This window comes from Streptomyces canus (genome assembly GCF_030815415.1).
Taxonomy (GTDB): Bacteria; Actinomycetota; Actinomycetes; order Streptomycetales; family Streptomycetaceae; genus Streptomyces; species Streptomyces canus_F.
Genome location: NZ_JAUSWW010000001.1, coordinates 3,230,254 through 3,248,262, shown reverse-complemented (window position 1 = coordinate 3,248,262; position 18,009 = coordinate 3,230,254). Strand labels below are relative to the sequence as shown.

The following is an 18,009-nucleotide window of genomic DNA, read 5'->3' as shown; positions in this document are numbered from 1 at the left end:
CTCCCCGTATCCTGCCGCCGCCCCCGACCCGGTCACTGCCCGGGTCGGGGGCGGCGGTGCCGGTGGGCCACCGCACAGGTCAGTCCGTCAGCGCCGGCAGCACCTCCTGCGCGAACAGCCGCAGACTCCGCCACCCCTCCTCCAGCGGCATCCCGCCCGCCAGCGGATGCAGGACGAGGTTGCCGAGGCCCTGCGCCACGCACTCGGCCGGAGTCAGGATCCGGTACACGCCCTCGGCGCGCAGCTCGTCCACGGTCGTGGCCCCCGACCTCACGGCGGACCGGATGTCCCCGGACTGCCAGGAGGCGTACGTCCGGGCCTCGTGCAGGAAGCAGGAGCCGTACGTGTCCCACGCCCGGTCCGGGTCCTCGGCGATGTGCAGCAGCGGTGTCTCGGCGGCGGGCATCATGGTCCAGCCCTCGGTGCCGTACTCGACGAGCCGCTCCTTGTAGTACGCCTCCAGCTCCGGCAGATGCGCGCTGGGGAAGAACGGCAGGCCCAGGCGGGCGGCCCGGCGTGCGGCGGTCCGGGAGGAGCCGCCGACCAGGAGTAGGGGGTGCGGGTCGGTGCAGGGGCGCGGGGTGACCCGTACCGTACGGCCCCGGTACTCGAACTCCTCGCCGGTCCAGGCCTTGAGCAGCGTCTCCAGCAGTTCGTCCTGGAGCTTGCCGCGCCGCTTCCAGTCCACGTCGAACTGGGCGTACTCCTCGGGCCGGTAGCCGATTCCCGCGACCGTCACCAGGCGGCCGCCGCTCAGCAGATCCAGTACGGCGATCTCCTCGGCCAGCCGGAGCGGGTCGTGCAGCGGGCCGATGATCGCCGAGACCGTGACCGCGATCCGCCGGGTCGCGCCGAAGACGGCGCCCGCGAAGGCGAACGGCGAGGGCAGCCAGTTGTTGGCGACGCCGTGGTGCTCCTCGGTCTGCACGGTGGTGATCCCGTGCTCGTCGGCGTACGCGGCCATCTCCAGGGCGGTCTGGTAGCGGGCGCGGAGGGAGGCGGGGCCGGCGCCGGGTTCGACGAGGTTGAAGCGTACGACCGTGACGGGCATGGGTTCCCCCTCGATGCACTGGACGGTGGAGGGGGACGCTAGCTGACGATGCGTCAGATGGCCATGGTCGCGGGCCCTCGGACGAGGCCGCCCCCGGCCCGAAGCCGCCCCGGTACCAGGAGGCGGTGGTGCTCATGGGGCACCATCGTGCTTTGATCTGGTTGATCCTCTACAGGCCCTTTTGTCCTTTGGTGGAAAGTGCAGGCTGGGTCCGGCAGGGGCCCATGACTGATACTGGACAGGTTATGGAAACCGTCATCCTTGCTGTAGTCATCGCCGTGGTCGTGCTCGGTGTGCTCGGCGGGCTCGTCGTCGGCAGCCGACGTAAGAAGCCGCTGCCCCCGCCGCCTCCCGCAGCGCCCGACATCACCGCCCCTCCGGCCGAGCCGCACGTCGGCGACGAGGCCGAGACGCCCCGCGACGAACCGCGCCGGACGATAGAGGAGGTGGATCTCCCGGACGGCTCGGCCCCGGTCGCCGTCGAGGAGCCGCCGGCTCTTGAAATCCCCGAGATCGAGGTCCCCGAGCCCACGGCCGGACGGCTCGTCCGCCTGCGCGCGCGCCTCTCCCGCTCCCAGAACGCGCTCGGCAAGGGGCTGCTCACGCTCCTGTCGCGCGAGCACCTCGACGAGGACACCTGGGAGGAGATCGAGGACATCCTCCTCACCGCCGACGTCGGCGTCGCCCCCACCCAGGAACTGGTCGAGGGCCTGCGCGAGCGCGTGAAGGTGCTCGGCACCCGGACCCCCGAGGAGCTGCGCGGCCTGCTGCGCGAGGAGCTCCTCAAGCTGCTCGGCACCGACTTCGACCGCACGGTCAGGACTGAGCCCGAGACCAGCAAGCCCGGCATCGTGATGGTCGTCGGTGTCAACGGCACCGGCAAGACCACCACCACCGGCAAGCTCGCCCGGGTCCTGGTCGCCGACGGCCGCAGTGTGGTCCTCGGCGCCGCCGACACCTTCCGTGCCGCCGCCGCCGACCAGCTCCAGACCTGGGGCGACCGGGTCGGCGCCCACACCGTCCGGGGCCCCGAGGGCGGCGACCCCGCCTCCATCGCCTTCGACGCGGTGAAGGAGGGCAAGCAGATGGGTGCGGACGTCGTGCTGATCGACACCGCCGGGCGCCTCCACACCAAGACCGGGCTCATGGACGAGCTCGGCAAGGTCAAGCGGGTTGTGGAGAAGCAGGCGCCGCTCGACGAGGTGCTCCTGGTGCTGGACGCCACGACCGGGCAGAACGGCCTCGTGCAGGCCCGTGTCTTCGCCGAGGTCGTCGACATCACCGGCATCGTGCTGACCAAGCTGGACGGCACCGCCAAGGGCGGCATCGTGATCGCGGTCCAGCGGGAGCTGGGCGTGCCGGTGAAGCTGGTGGGTCTCGGTGAGGGTGCCGACGATCTGGCGCCCTTCGAGCCGGAAGCGTTCGTGGATGCACTTATCGGTGAGTAGTACTCACCCGCCGTCGGTGGAGAGAATGCCTCCACATGAAGAAGTGCCCGCCCCCGAGATGCAGTCGGGGACGGGCACTTCGCCGTGTACGCCTGCTCGTACCGCTACGCCCGCGACCGGTGCGCCACATAGGCGAGCGTCCCCAGCAGCAGCCTCGCCGCCGGCGGTTTCGTCGCCGAGTCCAGCGCGGGGGAGCGCAGCCACTCGACCGGGCCCAGGCCCGCCCGGTCCGAGGGCGGGGCCGTGATGTGGGTGCCGGGGGCCCAGGCCGCGCAGGTCCAGGGAGGTCGGGTCGTCCCAGCCCATGCGGTAGAGGAGTTCGGGCAGTTCGGCGGCGGCGCCGGGGGCGACGAAGAACTGCGCGCGGCCCTCGGGGGTCGCCGTCACCGGGCCGAGGGGCAGGCCCATGCGCTCCAGGCGGACCAGGGCGCGGCGGCCGGCGGGTTCCGCCACCTCGATCACGTCGAAGGCCCTGCCGACGGGCAGCATCACCGAGGCTCCCGGGAACTCGGCCCAGGCGCCGGTCACTTCGTCCAGCGTCGCCCCGGCGGGCACCTCCGGTGCGAAGTCCAGCGGGTGCGCGCCCGGTGCCCGGCAGTCCGCCCGGCCGCAGGAGCAGGCGCCCGCGGCGGCCCGGGCGCCCGGGACGACGTCCCAGCCCCAGAGTCCGGTGAACTCGGCCACGGCGGTGCAGTCCGACGAGCGGCCGCGGCGACGCGAGGAGGACCGGATGTCGCGGATACCCCGACTGCTGCCGATCGTGAAGCCCATGCCCCCTCCAACGGGTCCGACGCACCGGTGGTTACGAGACGTGCACGGAAAGTGACCTGAGGGCTGCTCCCGAACGTCCACTCGGCGCCCGGATGCGCCCCGGGTGGCGTGCCCGGCCTTGTGCGCCCCTGAGTGCACCGTTCCGCCCACTCCCGGCTGTCCTATGTCAAGTGAATCGCGCGCAGGCGACCGTGAGTTCATTCGAAGGGGTGGCGAATGGTGGCGTTTCCGGGATCCTCATGGTTGGAGGGGTGATCGTAGGATTACTGTGAGTGCACGAGTCCTGGGGGCACATGCACTTATGGGTATGCCGGAGGCAAGTCGGTATCCCGTTCGAAGGGTGAGAAGTACCGGACGGGCGGCCGTATTTACCGGCATTCTGATAGGGCTTGGCGCACTCAGCGACAAGTGGTCTCAGGGATGGGGGCGTTCCAGTGAGCGGCAACGGCGAAAGTGGAACGGGCGCCGGCAGCGCGGCGAACGGTGACAAGCGCCCCAATGAGCTGCTCACCTCGTGGTTCGTGCGCAGCGGCTGGTCGAAGGGTGAACTCGCCCGCCAAGTCAACCGCCGGGCCCGCCAGTTGGGCGCCAACCACATCTCCACCGACACCTCGCGCGTCCGCCGCTGGCTGGACGGCGAGAATCCCCGTGAACCGATCCCCAGGATCCTGTCGGAGCTGTTCTCCGAGCGGTTCGGCTGTGTCGTCTCGGTCGAGGATCTCGGCCTGCGCGCCGCCCGCCAGTCACCGTCCGTGTCCGGGGTCGACCTGCCCTGGACGGGCCCGCAGGCCGTGGCCCTGCTCAGCGAGTTCTCGCGCAGCGACCTGATGCTGGCGCGGCGCGGCTTCCTCGGGACCTCGCTGGCCCTGTCCGCGGGCCCGTCCCTCATCGAGCCCATGCAGCGCTGGCTCGTGCCCTCCACATCCGCCGCGCACCACGAGCCGGAGTCGGCGGCCGCGGCCCGCCGGGTCGGCCGGCTGTCCAAGCCCGAGCTGGACCTCCTCGAGTCCACCACGGTGATGTTCCGGCAGTGGGACGCCCAGTGCGGCGGCGGTCTGCGCCGCAAGGCGGTCGTCGGCCAGCTGCACGAGGTCACGGACCTCCTCCAGGAACCCCAGCCCGACACCACCACCCGCAAGCTGTTCAAGGTCGCCGCCGAACTGGCGGAGCTCGCGGGCTGGATGTCGTACGACGTCGGGCTCCAGCCCACCGCGCAGAAGTACTTCGTCCTGGCCCTGCACGCCGCCAAGGAGGCCGGCGACAAGCCGCTGGGCTCGTACGTCCTGTCCAGCATGAGCCGCCAGATGATCCACCTGGGCCGGCCCGACGACGCCCTGGAGCTGATCCACCTCGCGCAGTACGGCAGCCGGGACTGCGCGAGTCCGCGCACCCAGTCGATGCTGTATGCGATGGAGGCCCGCGCGTACGCCAACATGGGACAGCCCGGCAAGTGCAAGCGTGCCGTCCGGATGGCCGAGGACACCTTCGCCGCACTCCGATGAATGGGACGAGCCGGACCCCGACTGGATCCGCTTCTTCTCCGAGGCCGAGCTGTACGGCGAGAACTCCCACTCCTACCGTGACCTGGCCTATGTCGCCGGCCGCAGCCCCACGTACGCGTCCCTGGCCGAGCCCCTGATGCAGCGGGCCGTGGACCTCTTCGCCAATGACGCCGAGCACCAGCGGTCGTACGCACTCAACCTGATCGGCATGGCCACCGTGCACCTGCTCCAGCGCGAGCCCGAGCGGAGCACGGTGCTGACCGAGGAGGCGATGCATATCGCCAAGAAGGTCCGCTCCGAGCGGGTGAACACTCGTATCCGAAAGACGGTGGACACGGCCGTACGCGATTTCGGTGATCTCGCCGAGGTTGTGGATCTCACCGAGAAGCTCGGCATCGAGCTTCCGGAGACGGCCGAAGCAGTCTGAATTCCTTGAGCCCCGGCCGCGGCCGACCCTCCCGAACTGCCCGACTCGGCTCCCCCGTGCCAGGTCATCGGAAGGCCGACCGCGGCCGGTTTCTTGCCTTCCCGAAGGTTGCGGCACGATAACGATCATTCCGGCGAACATCCGGCAGTTCATTGAGGCGTAACACGTAAGGCGCCTTCGTCACGGCGGCGAAACAACGAGGGGCTTCCAACGAAACCGCGCTGCGCCAATCTCATGGCGCATAACCGGCCCACCCCTCAATCCGCTCAGGCTTCGCCCGCACGGGGCCGTACCAACGACGAGGAGACGCCGATGGCACCAGCCATCACGATGGCGGCAGACGTAGAGCTGTCGCCCGCCAACACGGGCTTCATGCTCATCTGTTCCGCCCTGGTGCTGCTCATGACCCCGGGTCTGGCCTTCTTCTACGGAGGCATGGTCCGCGTCAAGAGCACCCTGAACATGCTGATGATGAGCTTCATCAGCATGGGGATCATCACCATCCTGTGGGTGTTGTACGGCTTCTCCGTCGCCTTCGGCGCCGACAAGGGCAGCCTCGTCGGCTGGACGTCGGACTTCGTCGGGCTCAGCGGAATCGACAAGGGCGACCTCTGGCTCCCGTACAACATCCCGGTCCTGGCCTTCATGGTCTTCCAGCTGATGTTCGCGATCATCACGCCCGCCCTGATAAGCGGTGCGCTGGCCGACCGTGTGAAGTTCTCCGCCTGGGCGCTGTTCATCGCGCTGTGGGCCACGATCGTGTACTTCCCCGTCGCCCACTGGGTCTGGGGTACCGGCGGCTGGGCCTTCGACCTGGGCGTGATCGACTTCGCCGGTGGTACGGCGGTCCACATCAACGCCGGTGCCGCGGCGCTCGGCGTGATCCTCGTCATCGGCAAGCGCGTCGGATTCAAGAAGGACCCGATGCGCCCGCACAGCCTCCCGCTGGTCATGCTCGGCGCCGGTCTGCTGTGGTTCGGCTGGTTCGGCTTCAACGCCGGTTCGTGGCTCGGCAACGACGACGGCGTCGGCACGCTGATGTTCGTCAACACGCAGGTCGCCACCGCCGCCGCCATGCTGGCCTGGCTCGTCTACGAGAAGATCCGCCACGGCGCGTTCACCACGCTGGGCGCCGCCTCCGGCGCGGTCGCCGGTCTGGTCGCCATCACCCCGTCCGGTGGCGCGGTCACCCCGATCGGCGCGATCGCGATCGGTGCCATCGCCGGTGTCCTGTGCGCCATGGCCGTCGGCCTGAAGTACAAGTTCGGCTACGACGACTCGCTCGACGTCGTCGGTGTCCACCTCGTCGGCGGTATCGCGGGCTCGGTCCTGATCGGCTTCTTCGCCAGCGGCAAGGGCCAGTCGGAGGCGACCGGTGTCTTCTACGGCGATCACTCGTGGACCCAGCTGTGGAAGCAGCTCGCCGGTGTCGGCGGTGTCCTCGCCTACTCCCTGATCGCCTCCGCGATCCTCGCCTTCATCCTCGACAAGACCATCGGCATGCGGGTCACCGAGGACGAAGAGATCGCCGGTATCGACCAGGCCGAGCACGCCGAGACCGCATACGACTTCAGCGGCGCCGGTGGCGGTGCCGCCAAGACCTCGGCCGCTCCGGCCGCCGCAGGAGCGGGCAAGAAGGTGGACGCATGAAGCTCATCACCGCAGTCGTCAAGCCCCACCGGCTCGACGAGATCAAGGAAGCCCTCCAGGCCTTCGGAGTGCACGGCCTGACGGTCACCGAGGCGAGCGGTTACGGTCGTCAGCGGGGCCACACCGAGGTCTACCGCGGTGCCGAGTACACCGTCGACCTGGTCCCCAAGATCCGCATCGAGGTCCTCGCCGAGGACGATGACGCCGAACAGCTGATCGACGTCATCGTCAAGGCCGCCCGCACCGGCAAGATCGGTGACGGCAAGGTCTGGTCCCTGCCGGTCGAGACGGCCGTACGGGTCCGGACCGGCGAGCGCGGACCCGACGCGCTCTGACAGAAGAAGATTTAGGAGCTGCTGGGTGTCGAGTACGGACGTGCGAAAAGAAGCAGAAGACTCGGGACCCAGCGGCTACGCGGCGGCCCGGCTGCGCCTCCTCACCGAGGGGGCGCAGTCCGGGCCGCCGCGCCGTTCGGCCCTCGCCGAACTGACGGACGACTGGCTGTCGGGGCTCTTCGACACGGGCTCCGAGGCACTGCGCGGGGTCTCCCTGGTCGCGGTCGGCGGCTACGGCCGTGGCGAGCTGTCCCCGCGCAGCGACCTGGACCTGCTCCTGCTGCACGACGGCAGCGACTCCGGCGCCGTCGCGACCCTGGCCGACCGTCTCTGGTACCCGGTCTGGGACCTGGGCCTCGCCCTCGACCACTCCGTGCGGACGCCCGCCGAAGCCCGCAAGACGGCCGCGGAGGATCTGAAAGTACAGCTCGGTCTCCTGGACGCCCGTCACCTCGCCGGTGATCTGGGCCTGACCGCCGGACTGCGCACCGCCGTCCTCGCCGACTGGCGCAACCAGGCGCCCAAGCGCCTCCCCGAGCTCCAGGAGCTGTGCGCCGAGCGCGCCGAGCGCCAGGGCGAGCTCCAGTACCTGCTGGAGCCGGACCTGAAGGAAGCCCGCGGCGGACTGCGGGACGCCACCGCCCTGCGCGCCGTCGCCGCCTCCTGGCTGGCCGACGCCCCGCGTGAGGGCCTCGACGACGCCCGGCGCCGGCTGCTCGACGTACGCGACGCCCTGCACCTCACCACCGGGCGCGCGACTGACCGGCTCGCGCTCCAGGAGCAGGACCAGGTCGCCGCCGAGCTCGGACTGCTCGACGCGGACACGCTGCTGCGGCAGGTGTACGAGGCCGCGCGCGTCATCGCCTACGCCAGTGATGTCACCTGGCGCGAAGTGGGCCGCGTGCTGCGTTCGCGCGCCGTGCGGCCGCGGCTGCGCGCCATGCTGGGCGGCGGCAAGCCGGTGGCGGACAGGTCGCCGCTGGCGGAGGGCGTGGTCGAGCAGGACGGCGAGGTGGTGCTCGCCCGCGCCGCGCGTCCCGAACGCGACCCCGTGCTCCCGCTGCGCGCCGCCGCGGCCGCCGCGCAGGCGGGCCTGCCGCTGTCGTTGCACGCCGTACGGCGCATGGCGGCCAATGTGCGCCCGCTGCCCACGCCCTGGCCCGCCGAGGCACGCGAACAGCTCGTGACCCTGCTCGGCTCCGGCTCCCCGACGATCGATGTCTGGGAGGCGCTGGAGGCGGAGGGGCTGATCACCCGTCTGCTCCCCGACTGGGAGCGGGTGCGCTGCCGGCCGCAGCGCAACGCGGTGCACATCTGGACGGTCGACCGGCATCTCATCGAGACCGCGGTACGGGCCTCCGAGTTCACCCGGCGCGTCAACCGCCCCGACCTGCTGCTCGTCGCCGCGCTGCTGCACGACATCGGCAAGGGATGGCCCGGTGACCACTCCGTGGCCGGCGAGATCATCGCGCGTGACGTGGCGAGCCGGATCGGCTTCGACCGCGAGGACGTGGCGGTGCTCGCCTCCCTCGTACGCCATCACCTGCTGCTCGTGGACACGGCCACCCGGCGTGACCTGGAGGACCCGGCGACGGTCCGTTCGGTCGCCGAGGCGGTCGGCTCGCAGGGCACCCTCGAACTGCTGCACGCCCTGACGGAGGCCGACGCGCTGGCCACCGGGCCGGCCGCCTGGTCGTCCTGGCGGGGCTCGCTCGTAGCCGACCTGGTCAAGCGGGTCGCGGCCGTGCTCGCCGGCGACGACCCGGACGAACCCGAGGCCGCCGCGCCCACCGCCGAACAGGAGCGGCTCGCCATCGAGGCGATCGCGACGGGCAGCCCGGTGCTGTCGCTGCGCGCGCAGACCGAGCCGCCGGCCGTCGCGGAGGGACAGCCGGCCGGTGACCCCGAGCCGCTCGGTGTGGAGCTGCTGATCGCCGTACCCGACCGGGCGGGCGTCCTGCCCGCGGTGGCCGGCGTGCTCGCCATGCATCGCCTGACCGTCCGCACGGCCGAGCTGCGTGCCCTGGACCTGCCGGACGGCGTCGAGGGCTCGGTGCTGCTGCTGAACTGGCGGGTGGCGGCGGAGTACGGCTCCCTGCCGCAGGCGGCGCGACTGCGCGCGGACCTGGTGCGGGCGCTGGACGGTTCGCTGGACATCGCCGGGCGGCTGGCCGAGCGGGACGCCGCGTATCCCCGCAGGCGCGGTGTGGTGGCGCCCGCGGCACGGGTGAGCGTCCATCCGGCCGCGTCCCGGCTGGCCACGGTGTTCGAGGTGCGCGCGCAGGACGCACCGGGGCTGCTGTTCCGGATCGGACGGGCGCTGGAGGACGCGGGAGTGCGGATGCGCAGCGCCCATGTGTCCACGCTGGGCGCCAACGCCGTCGACGCGTTCTATGTCACGGGGCCCGAGGGGGCACCGCTGCCGGGGGAGGAGGCGTCGAGCGTGGCGCGGAAGCTGGAGGAGACGCTGCGGGCGTGACCTCGCGGTCGTGTCGCCCGACAGCCGAATGTGTTCCCCGCCGACGCGCGGGTTTCCGTCCCCGTCCGCTCAACCCGGCGGGCGGGGACGAATTGCTTGCCGGGCCGGATACCCTGGAAGGCAGTCCAAACGCCCCCGACTCCGAGGACCGACGCCGCCGTGTTCGATACCCTCTCCGACCGCCTCAGCGCGACTTTCAAGAATCTCCGCGGCAAGGGCAGGTTGTCCGAGGCGGACATCGACGCCACGGCCCGCGAGATCCGCATCGCCCTTCTCGAAGCGGACGTGGCCCTGCCGGTCGTCCGTACGTTCATCAAGAACGTCAAGGAGCGCGCGCTCGGCTCCGACGTCTCCAAGGCCCTGAACCCGGCGCAGCAGGTTCTGAAGATCGTCAACGACGAACTCGTCACGATCCTCGGCGGTGAGACCCGGCGACTGCGCTTCGCCAAGCAGCCGCCCACCGTGATCATGCTCGCGGGTCTGCAGGGTGCCGGTAAGACCACCCTCGCGGGCAAGCTCGGCCGCTGGCTGAAGGAGCAGGGCCACTCGCCGCTCCTCGTCGCCGCCGACCTCCAGCGCCCCAACGCCGTGAACCAGCTCAGCGTCGTCGCCGAGCGCGCGGGCGTGGCCGTCTACGCGCCGGAGCCCGGCAACGGCGTGGGTGACCCGGTCAAGGTCGCCAAGGACTCCATCGAGCACGCCAAGTCCAAGGTCCACGACATCGTGATCGTGGACACCGCCGGCCGCCTCGGCATCGACCAGGAGATGATGCAGCAGGCGGCGGACATCAGGGACGCCGTCTCGCCCGACGAGATCCTCTTCGTCGTCGACGCGATGATCGGCCAGGACGCGGTCAACACCGCCGAGTCCTTCCGCGACGGCGTCGGCTTCGACGGCGTGGTGCTCTCCAAGCTCGACGGTGACGCCCGCGGTGGTGCGGCCCTGTCGATCCGGCAGATCACCGGCAAGCCGATCATGTTCGCGTCGAACGGCGAGAAGCTCGAGGACTTCGACGCCTTCCACCCTGACCGGATGGCCTCCCGCATCCTCGACATGGGTGACCTGCTCACCCTGATCGAGCAGGCGGAGAAGACGTTCAGTCAGGAAGAGGCCGAGAAGATGGCCTCCAAGCTGGCGTCCAAGAAGGGCCAGGACTTCACCCTGGACGACTTCCTGGCCCAGATGGAACAGGTCAGGAAGATGGGCAGCATCTCCAAGCTGCTCGGCATGCTCCCCGGCATGGGCCAGATCAAGGACCAGATCAACAACCTGGACGAGCGCGACGTCGACCGCACGGCCGCCATCATCAAGTCGATGACCCCGGCCGAGCGCCAGGACGCGACGATCATCAACGGCTCCCGCCGCGCCCGTATCGCCAAGGGCTCCGGTGTCGAGGTCAGCGCGGTCAAGAACCTGGTCGAGCGGTTCTTCGAGGCCCGCAAGATGATGTCCCGCATGGCTCAGGGCGGCGGCATGCCGGGGATGCCCGGGATGCCGGGCATGGGTGGCGGTCCCGGCCGCGCCAAGAAGCAGCCGAAGCAGGCCAAGGGCAAGCAGCGCTCCGGCAACCCGATGAAGCGCAAGCAGCAGGAGGCCGAGGAGGCCGCGCGCCGGGCAGCGGGCGCCCAGGGCGGCAACGCCTTCGGTGTGCCGGGCCAGCAGGCCCCGCAGGACTTCGAGCTGCCGGACGAGTTCAAGAAGTTCATGGGCTGACGATTCGTTCTGTACGTCGCTGGGGGCGCCCTCCGTTGTGGAGGGCGCCCCCAGCGCCATAGGCGCACATGCTCGTGCGGCTTTCCTGTCGCAACGTCCGGATATGACCAACCCTGCGCCGTCGCGGAAATCCCTCGACCAGCCCTGGCGTACCGAGGGCACCCCGCAGGAGCCGCCGAAGCCGCCGGCCGGCGGGCGGAAGCCGCGCGGGGGCTGGTGGAGCCTTCTCCTCACCGCGCTGGTCGTGTTCCTGGTCGCCAACCTCGTGCTGTCGTACTTCAATGACGGCGACGAGCCGACGATCTTGTACACCGAGTTCAGCAAGCAGGTCGACGACGGCAACGTCAGCAAGATCTACGCCAAGGGCGACGCGATCCAGGGTCAGCTCAAGAAGAAGCAGGACGACCCCGAGGGCGACGGCACCTGCACCAAGTTCACGACCGAGCGGCCGACCTTCGCGGACGACCGGCTCTGGGAGGACCTGACCAAGCACGACGTCACCGTCACCGCGGGGCCGGTCGTCCAGCAACGCAGCTTCCTGTCCAACCTGCTGATCTCGCTGGCCCCGATGCTGCTCCTGGTCGTGCTGTGGATCTTCATCGCGCGGCGGATGAGCGCGGGGATGGGCGGCGTCGGCGGGATGCTCGGACGCAAGGCCCCGCCCAAGCCGGTCGAGCTGGAGTCGGGGGAGAAGCGCACGACGTTCCAGGACGTGGCGGGCATCGACGAGGTCCAGGGCGAGCTCAACGACGTCGTCGACTTCCTGAAGAACCCGGACGCGTATCGGAAGACGGGCGCCAAGATGCCGCGCGGTGTGCTGCCCGAGGGCCCGCCCGGTACCGGGAAGACCCTGCTCGCACGGGCCGTCGCCGGTGAGGCGGGGGTGCCCTTCTTCTCGGATTCCGCGTCCGAGTTCATCGAGATGATCGTGGGTGTCGGCGCTTCACGCGTGCGTGAACTGTTCGCCGAGGCGCGCAAGGTGGCTCCGTCGATCATCTTCATCGACGAGATCGACACCATCGGCCGGGCCCGCGGCGGCGGCTCGGGCATGGGCGGCCACGACGAACGCGAGCAGACCCTCAACCAGATCCTCACCGAGATGGACGGCTTCTCCGGCTCGGAGGGGGTCATCGTCATCGCGGCGACCAACCGGGCCGACGTCCTGGACCCGGCTCTCACCCGTCCCGGCCGCTTCGACCGGGTGGTCATGGTCTCGCCCCCGGACCGGGGCGGCCGTGAGGCGACCCTGGAGATCCACACCCACGAGATCCCGCTCGCCGACGGCGTCGACCTGGCCCAGGTCGCCCGTCCGACCCCGGGCATGACCGGCGCCGAACTGGCCAACCTGGCGAACGAGGCGGCGCTGCCGGCGGTGAAGCGCAAGCAGGGGAGAGTCACACAGGCCGACCTCTCGGAGGCGCTGGAGAAGGTCCAACTGGGCGCCGAACGCCCGCTGGTGATGCCCGAGGAGGAACGTCGCCGCACCGCCTACGGACACGCCCTCCTCGGCATGCTGCAACGGGCGCCGACCCCGTCCGCAAGATCACCATCGTGCCGCGCGGCCGGGCCCTCGGCGTGACGCTGTCCACGCCGGACGCGGACAGGTACGCGTACACCGAGGAGTACCTGCGTGGCCGCATCATCGGCGCACTCGGTGGCATGGCCGCGGAGCACGTCGTCTACGACGCCATCACCACCGGTGCGGAGAACGACCTCGAACAGGTCACCAACATCGCGCGCGGCATGGTCGCACGGTGGGGGATGAGCGAGCGCGTGGGCCGGCTGTCCGCGCTGCCCGGTGACGCCCAGCAGGCCTACGGTCTCTCGGCGGCCCCGCAGACCCTGGACGTGATCGAGCACGAGATGCGCCGGATCGTGGACGACTGCTACGAGGAGGCCTGCCGCAAACTCCGGGACCACCGCGACCAGTTGGACGCCCTCGCCCAGGCCCTGCTGGTGAACGAGACCCTGGAGGAGGCGGACGCGTATCGCATCGCGGGGATCACACGGCTGACGAAGGAGACGGAAGGCTGAGACCGGCCGACGGCCCGCGGCGGCACCGCCGGCGAAGCGCTACGGCACGCGCGCGATCAGGTACCGGAACACGTTCGGCATCCACACCGTCCCGTCCCGGCGCTGGTACGGGTGGAGGGCCTCCACGACCTCCTTGTCCACCTGGGCCTGGTCCGTCGCGGAGATCGCCGCGTCGAACAGGCCCGTGGAGAGCAGGCCCCGCAACGCGCTGTCCACGTCGGCGTAGCCGAAGGGGCAGGCGACCCGGCCGGAACCGTCCGGCTTGAGGCCCGCCCGCTGGGCCACCTCCTCCAGGTCGTCGCGAAGGGCGGGGCGCCAACTGCCCGCGCTGCGCAGCGGATCCGCCAGCTTGGTGGCCACCCGCAACACGGACGACGTGGTGCACCGTTCCGGCGGACCCCAGCCGGCGAGCACCACGGGCGCCCCCCGCTCGACGAGCGGCGTCGCCGCGGCGAGCAGCCCGGCGAGCCCCTCCGAGTCGCCCGCGAGACACCCGATGGGCTCGAAAGCGGTCACCAGGGTGTACGCGGGCGTCTCCGCGTCGGCCGTGTCCCGAGGGTGACCGTCCACGATCCGGGTCTGCGCACGTGTGCGCGTGCCCCACGCCTCCGGCAGCAGCCGCTCCCGGGCCAGCGCCAGTCGTTCCGAGGCCGAGGAGTCGACCCCGGTGACCGCGGCCCCTCTCGACGCCGCCATCAGCAGGGCGAGTCCGCTGCCGCAGCCGAGGCCCAGCACCCGGGTGCCGGTGCCCACTTCGAGTCGCTCGTAGACGGCCTCGTAGAGCGGAACCAGCATCCGCTCCTGGATCTCGGACCAGTCACGCGCGCGTGCACACCGGTCCACCCGGGGCTCCTGCCCCGTGTGAGTCAGGTGCTGCCGCACGAGCGTAGGTGTCATCGAAAGCGCCCCAATCCGCCGAGAGTTGCTGCTGTGCCCGATTCCGTGGCCCCCGTGACGTGCGCTCGCTCTCCCCCCGTATGCCAGATAACTCCGCACTCGAGCGCGCGTCCAGGGTCTGTGGGGCCCGGCTTGCGGGTTCCCTGGACACCTGGCGAGAATTCACATCCCGGCAACCTGGAGCCGTACCATGGTCATCCGGCTGCACGGGTACGGGCTGGGGGAGCGCACGCGGGCGGAGACGGTCGCTGCTGATCAACCAGTGGGCGAACGTGGTCCGCTGGGAGCAGTTCCAGGCCGTCGTTCCGGCGATCAAGGGCGACGAGACGGTTCTGGCCAAGGTCCGCGGGCGTGTCTGGTCGCCGAGGGCGGGTCGGTTGGCGACGGAGACAAGGCGCCCGGTAACGTCACGGTCGTCGCGCGCGCTGATTGAGGTAGCGCCCTTCCGGCGCGAGAGCGACCGAAACGCCTCTTGCGCATCCGCGGACCACGGTCGCCCCGGGGCGCGGACACCGTCTACGTGGCGGGGCGTATATCGGCCTACGTACCGGCTTAGTACGAGCTGTGAGGCTTCTCCGCAGATCAGCGCACCCGCCCTCGTCCGGACGCATCAGCGGCAACTGACGGGTACGTGCAAATTATTTGGGATGCCCCGGAATCGGAACACTGGGGCACCCCGGCTCGTTGTCATTACGTGAGCACGACACAGACACCACCTGTTCTCGCCGCCGAGCTGGCGCAGGCGTGGGCCGACATTCAGCGGTACCACCCCGAGCTGCCCGATCTCGCCGCGCCAGAGTCCCTGATCGGAGAGTCGTCGTCCGCGTGCGGACACGAGCTCTCCTTCGAGCGACTGCTCCACGAGGCAGTCCATGGGATCGCCGCCTCCCGCGGCGTCCGCGACACCTCCCGCGCCGGCCGCTACCACAACCGCAGATTCCTCGCGATCGCCGAGGAGCTGGGCCTGGACCACCCCGAGGAGCCGCATCCCAGCAGTGGCTTCTCACTGGTCACGCTCAACCCCGAGGCCAAGCGCCGTTACCGCCCGACCATCGAGCGGCTCCAGCGCGCCCTGAAAGCCCACACGGCGGCCACCTCCGCCGACACGGCCCGCTCCTTCCGCGGCCCGGCCGCCCGGCACGGCTCGTCCGGCGGTGGCGTACGCGTCAAGGCGGTCTGCGACTGCGGTCGCAATGTGCGCGTCGTCCCGTCGGTCCTGGCGCAGGCGCCGATCGTCTGCGGAGGGTGCGGCAAGCCGTTCCGGATTCCCGAGGTACTCGGGGCCGCGTAACCGCGGCCGGTGGAGTACCGGCATCTCGTGGGTGCCGGAACGACGCCTGGGGCACCCTGCGCTGCCGGGTGCCCCTCAGGCGTGCCCGCCGCGGGCTCCGTCCGACGCGACCCGCCGGGTATGGCACAATGGCTAGCTGTACTCGACAGCCGCACAGGAACCCTCTCGCCTCCGGCTGACGCGTCCATCGGGCACTCGGGTACCGCAACCCCACGCGGCAATCTCGCCGTGCCCAACCACGTCAAATCCAGGAGAACCCACTCCCGTGGCAGTCAAGATCAAGCTGAAGCGTCTGGGCAAGATCCGTTCGCCTCACTACCGCATCGTCATCGCCGACTCCCGCACCCGTCGTGACGGCCGTGCGATCGAGGAGATCGGCCTGTACCACCCGGTGCAGAACCCCTCGCGCATCGAGGTCGACTCGGAGCGCGCGCAGTACTGGCTGGGTGTCGGCGCGCAGCCGACCGAGCCCGTCCTCGCCATCCTGAAGCTGACCGGCGACTGGCAGAAGTTCAAGGGCCTGCCCGCCCCGGCTCCGCTGCTCGTGGCCGAGCCGAAGGCCACGCGCCCGGTGTTCGACGCCCTCGGTGGCGACGACGAGGGCAAGGGTGAGGCCATCACCCAGAAGAAGAAGGCTGAGAAGAAGGACGAGGCTGCCGCCGAGTCCGAGTCGACCGAGGCCTGAGCATGCTCGAGGAGGCTCTCGAGCACCTCGTGAAGGGCATCGTCGACAACCCTGACGATGTGCAGGTCGCCTCACGCGATCTGCGTCGTGGGCGAGTGCTGGAGGTCCGGGTCCACCCCGACGACCTCGGCAAGGTGATCGGTCGCAACGGCCGCACCGCACGCGCTCTGCGTACCGTCGTGGGCGCCATCGGCGGCCGTGGTGTCCGCGTCGACCTCGTCGACGTCGACCACGTCCGCTGACGCCAAACGCAGCACCGGCTCGGGCCGGGGAGGGCCACTGGGCCGTCCCCGGCCCGTAGTCGTACCTACAGGAGAACAAGCACAGTGCAGCTGGTAGTCGCTCGCATCGGCCGTGCCCACGGCATCAAGGGCGAGGTCACCGTGGAGGTCCGCACCGACGAGCCGGAGCTCAGGCTCGGGCCCGGCGCCGTACTGCTCACGGACCCCGCCTCCACCGGCCCCCTCACCATCGAGACCGGCCGCGTCCACAGCGGACGCCTCCTCCTGCGCTTCGAGGGCGTGAAGGACCGCTCCGGCGCGGAGGCCCTCCGCAACACCCTCCTGATCGCCGAGGTGGACCCGGAGGAGCTGCCCGAGGAGGAGGACGAGTACTACGACCACCAGCTGATGGACCTGGACGTGGTGACCAAGGACGGTGTGGAGGTCGGCCGGATCACCGAGATCTCGCACCTGCCCTCCCAGGACCTGTTCATCGTCGAGCGTCCCGACGGCAGCGAGGTGATGATCCCCTTCGTCGAGTCGATCGTCACCGAGATCGACCTCGAGGAGCAGCGGGCGGTGATCGACCCGCCGCCGGGGCTGATCGACGACCAGGCCGAGATCGTGTCGTCCAAGGAAGACAGCGCATGAGGCTCGACGTCGTCACGATCTTCCCCGAGTACCTCGAACCGCTGAACGTCTCCCTCGTCGGCAAGGCACGCGCGCGTGGACAGCTGAACGTCCACGTCCACGACCTGCGCGACTGGACGTACGACCGCCACAACACCGTCGACGACACCCCGTACGGCGGCGGCCCCGGCATGGTCATGAAGACCGACCCGTGGGGGGACGCGCTGGACTCCGTGCTGGCCGACGGCTATGACACGGGCTCGCACGCGCCCGCGCTCATCGTTCCCACGCCCAGCGGCCGTCCCTTCACCCAGGAACTCGCCGTGGAGCTCTCCGAGCGGCCCTGGCTGGTCTTCACGCCCGCCCGCTACGAGGGCATCGACCGCCGCGTCATCGACGAGTACGCGACCCGGATGCCCGTCTACGAGGTCTCCATCGGCGACTACGTCCTCGCCGGCGGCGAGGCGGCCGTCCTCGTCGTCACGGAGGCCGTGGCCCGGCTGCTGCCCGGTGTCCTGGGCAACGCCGAGTCCCACCGGGACGACTCCTTCGCACCCGGGGCCATGGCGAACCTCCTGGAGGGCCCCGTCTACACCAAGCCGCCCCGGTGGCGCGGCCGGGAGATCCCGGAGACGCTGCTCAGCGGCCACCACGGCAAGATCGCCCGCTGGCGGCGCGACGAGGCGCTCAAGCGCACCTCGGCCAACCGGCCCGACCTCATCGAGCGCTGCGACCCCAAGGCCTTTGACAAGAAGGACCGCGAGATGCTCTCCATCCTGGGCTGGGCGCCCGATCCGGCAGGGGAGCCGTACGGCCGATTTTGGCGTCGGGTCGACGACGTGGAACAATAGGTCGCTGTTGTGCGTCGTCCGGCG

Annotated in this window: 12 protein-coding genes and 3 pseudogenes; 12 read left to right on the top strand and 3 right to left on the bottom strand. The window is 70.5% G+C overall.

Features of this window, described 5'->3' with window-relative positions; genetic code table 11:
- Nucleotides 1-79 precede the first annotated feature (79 nt).
- Entirely contained in the window at nt 80-1,051 is a 972-nt protein-coding gene (locus tag QF037_RS14765; RefSeq protein WP_307025396.1) for an LLM class flavin-dependent oxidoreductase, read from the bottom strand.
- Between the two features lie 245 nt (nt 1,052-1,296).
- Here QF037_RS14765 and ftsY point away from each other — a divergent pair, with 245 nt between their 5' ends.
- Nucleotides 1,297-2,499, top strand: a complete 1,203-nt coding sequence (gene ftsY / locus QF037_RS14760) for a signal recognition particle-docking protein FtsY (protein ID WP_307025394.1) — start codon at nt 1,297-1,299, stop codon at nt 2,497-2,499.
- A 104-nt stretch (nt 2,500-2,603) separates the two neighbouring features.
- Here the strand turns inward: ftsY and QF037_RS14755 are convergent.
- Nucleotides 2,604-3,270 (bottom strand): annotated as a pseudogene (locus tag QF037_RS14755) (bifunctional DNA primase/polymerase).
- A gap of 434 nt (nt 3,271-3,704) precedes the next feature.
- Between QF037_RS14755 and nsdA the strand changes: the two are divergent.
- The 6 genes and pseudogenes from nsdA to ftsH all read left to right on the top strand — a co-directional run bounded on the left by nsdA (nt 3,705) and on the right by ftsH (nt 13,410).
- Nucleotides 3,705-5,199 (top strand): annotated as a pseudogene (nsdA, locus tag QF037_RS14750) (transcriptional repressor NsdA).
- Nucleotides 5,200-5,511: 312 nt separating this feature from the next.
- On the top strand, nt 5,512-6,849 hold the full coding sequence (locus tag QF037_RS14745; RefSeq protein ID WP_307025391.1) for an ammonium transporter: 1,338 nt from the start codon (nt 5,512-5,514) through the stop codon (nt 6,847-6,849).
- Nucleotides 6,846-7,184, top strand: a complete 339-nt coding sequence (locus QF037_RS14740; protein WP_003997576.1) for a P-II family nitrogen regulator — start codon at nt 6,846-6,848, stop codon at nt 7,182-7,184. Before QF037_RS14745 ends, QF037_RS14740 begins: the two co-directional genes overlap by 4 nt.
- Before the next feature lie 25 nt (nt 7,185-7,209).
- Nucleotides 7,210-9,663: a [protein-PII] uridylyltransferase gene (locus QF037_RS14735; protein WP_307025389.1), complete on the top strand. Its 2,454-nt coding sequence runs from the start codon at nt 7,210-7,212 to the stop codon at nt 9,661-9,663.
- A 159-nt stretch (nt 9,664-9,822) separates the two neighbouring features.
- On the top strand, nt 9,823-11,376 hold the full coding sequence (ffh, locus tag QF037_RS14730) for a signal recognition particle protein (protein ID WP_307025387.1): 1,554 nt from the start codon (nt 9,823-9,825) through the stop codon (nt 11,374-11,376).
- A gap of 103 nt (nt 11,377-11,479) precedes the next feature.
- Nucleotides 11,480-13,410 (top strand): annotated as a pseudogene (ftsH, locus tag QF037_RS14725) (ATP-dependent zinc metalloprotease FtsH).
- Between the two features lie 39 nt (nt 13,411-13,449).
- On the opposite strand, the gene QF037_RS14720 reads toward ftsH, so the two are convergent.
- On the bottom strand, nt 13,450-14,307 hold the full coding sequence (locus QF037_RS14720) for an SAM-dependent methyltransferase (RefSeq protein WP_307025385.1): 858 nt from the start codon (nt 14,305-14,307) through the stop codon (nt 13,450-13,452).
- A 694-nt stretch (nt 14,308-15,001) separates the two neighbouring features.
- Between QF037_RS14720 and QF037_RS14715 the strand changes: the two genes are divergently transcribed.
- The 5 genes from QF037_RS14715 to trmD all read left to right on the top strand — a co-directional run bounded on the left by QF037_RS14715 (nt 15,002) and on the right by trmD (nt 17,985).
- Entirely contained in the window at nt 15,002-15,598 is a 597-nt protein-coding gene (locus QF037_RS14715) for a hypothetical protein (RefSeq protein WP_046258840.1), read from the top strand.
- A 265-nt stretch (nt 15,599-15,863) separates the two neighbouring features.
- Entirely contained in the window at nt 15,864-16,283 is a 420-nt protein-coding gene (gene rpsP / locus QF037_RS14710; protein WP_046258839.1) for a 30S ribosomal protein S16, read from the top strand.
- Between the two features lie 2 nt (nt 16,284-16,285).
- Nucleotides 16,286-16,525 (top strand): RNA-binding protein, encoded by a 240-nt coding sequence (locus QF037_RS14705; protein WP_005479813.1) that lies wholly within the window; start codon nt 16,286-16,288, stop codon nt 16,523-16,525.
- Between the two features lie 84 nt (nt 16,526-16,609).
- Complete coding sequence (gene rimM, locus QF037_RS14700) at nt 16,610-17,155, top strand: ribosome maturation factor RimM (protein WP_307025383.1); 546 nt, start codon at nt 16,610-16,612, stop codon at nt 17,153-17,155.
- Nucleotides 17,152-17,985 (top strand): tRNA (guanosine(37)-N1)-methyltransferase TrmD, encoded by an 834-nt coding sequence (trmD, locus tag QF037_RS14695; protein WP_307025381.1) that lies wholly within the window; start codon nt 17,152-17,154, stop codon nt 17,983-17,985. Before rimM ends, trmD begins: the two co-directional genes overlap by 4 nt.
- Nucleotides 17,986-18,009: the final 24 nt, after the last annotated feature.